The sequence below is a fragment of the Bordetella sp. 15P40C-2 genome (assembly GCF_009763235.1).
Classification (GTDB): domain Bacteria; phylum Pseudomonadota; class Gammaproteobacteria; order Burkholderiales; family Burkholderiaceae_B; genus Bordetella_A.
The window spans coordinates 1-1410 of sequence record NZ_WSJA01000030.1; the positions used below are offsets into that span (position 1 = coordinate 1).

1 protein-coding gene and 2 pseudogenes are annotated in these 1410 nt (G+C 52.3%); 2 read left to right on the top strand and 1 reads right to left on the bottom strand.

What is annotated here, in order from left to right:
- Positions 1-104 precede the first annotated feature (104 nt).
- Together GOQ25_RS14125 and GOQ25_RS14130 are read left to right on the top strand one after the other, a co-directional pair.
- Positions 105-437 (top strand): annotated as a pseudogene (locus GOQ25_RS14125) (integrase core domain-containing protein); the annotation flags it as partial.
- An 87-nt stretch (positions 438-524) separates the two neighbouring features.
- Entirely contained in the window at positions 525-1037 is a 513-nt protein-coding gene (locus GOQ25_RS14130) for a hypothetical protein (RefSeq protein ID WP_160351128.1), read from the top strand.
- A 180-nt stretch (positions 1038-1217) separates the two neighbouring features.
- Here GOQ25_RS14130 and GOQ25_RS14135 read toward each other — a convergent pair.
- A pseudogene (locus GOQ25_RS14135) lies at positions 1218-1304 on the bottom strand (DNA repair protein RadC); the annotation flags it as partial.
- Between the last annotated feature and the right edge of the window lie 106 nt (positions 1305-1410).

The following is a 1410-nucleotide window of genomic DNA, read 5'->3' on the forward strand; positions in this document are numbered from 1 at the left end:
CTTCTACAACCATCGGCGCCCACACCAAGCCCTGGACATGAAAACCCCGGCTGAAGCATTCGCATTAGCCGCTTGAGCTGAGCAGGAACCGCTGGGTCATTACATACCTGCGCTCGGACAATGGCCCGGAATTCGTCTCGCATGCCTTGCTGCAATGGATTGTGGATCAGGGCATCGAGACAGCGTTGATCGACCCAGGCAAGCCCTGGCAGAACGGCACGACCGAGAGTTTTAACGGTAAGCTGCGCGACGAGTGCCTGAACATGGAGTGGTTCCGCAACCGGACCGAGGCACGCATCGTGATCGAGGACTGGCGCCAGCATTACAACACCGTCAGGCCGCACTCCAGTCTGGGCTATTTGACACCGCAGCAGGCCGCCCAGGTCGCTGCATCAAGGTTACCAACCGAAGCTAGATTCCAAATCCCGGTGGTGTGAAAAATCCGAGCAGGTCAGCTTGAGCATCAGGCGATTTGGGGAAGCGAAGTATCTAAGCCAATTGAGGCAATGTGGCGTCAACGGATCATGGGTTCTGAAAATGATGAGATCCTTGCTCGGGAGGTTCTGGCAGCCGAACGCTTTGGCGCGGCTGACTTCATCAAGTCTATCGTTCTTCAGCTAGCGTCGAGCGAAGATAGTCTGGATCAGACATATACAATCACGATTGCTGGTTACTCAATCCAGTCGGATATGTTCGCTAAAACAATACGCGAACACGAGGGTGATAAGGGCCTAGCTGGTCAAGCCGCCAAGCATGCGTTGATAGAACAGGAAAATGCCATATGGACGCAGCATTGGGTTGATCGCATGTGGAACGCTCCCTCGGCCGAGGAGTTTTGGCGATGCTTGATGATTGCAAAGACCTCGATGGATGCGCGAGTGAGTAACAAAACACCAGAGAGCAGTTGTTGGGCACTTTATACCCCCGTGTTTCGAGGGGCAAGAAAGTCGGCAATCAAAGACCGAAACAAGGAACGAAAGAAGAGGCTTCTCGGCCAGGAAGCACCTGAACCGATCTTTATTAAATTTATTAAGTGATTTTATAAGAGCTCTAAAAAACTGCCCCCTACAGAATTAGTCATTGCGTTAAAAATTCTGCAGCGTTAATTAACTATTAACGGCAGATTTCAGGAGTTACGTATTATTGGACATGAATGTCCAACCACTCTCAGATCTAAAGTAAAAATCGAAGCAAAAAAGGGGCCGAAGCCCCCAGGATCAGATCAGGCCGCGTTCGGCAAAGGACGTGGTGTCGCTAGCGGCGACAACGACGTGATCCAGTGTGCGCACATCCACCAGCGCCAGTGTGTAATGACCCAGCGGTTCCTGCTCAGCTCAAGCGGCTAATGCGAATGCTTCAGCCGGGGTTTTCATGTCCAGGGCTTGGTGTGGGCGCCGATGGTTGTAGAAG

Bases quoted from the DNA above. Each gene is read 5' to 3' on its own strand.
- GOQ25_RS14130 (WP_160351128.1), top strand. From the start codon at position 525: ATGGGTTCTGAAAATGATGAGATCCTTGCTCGGGAGGTTCTGGCAGCC.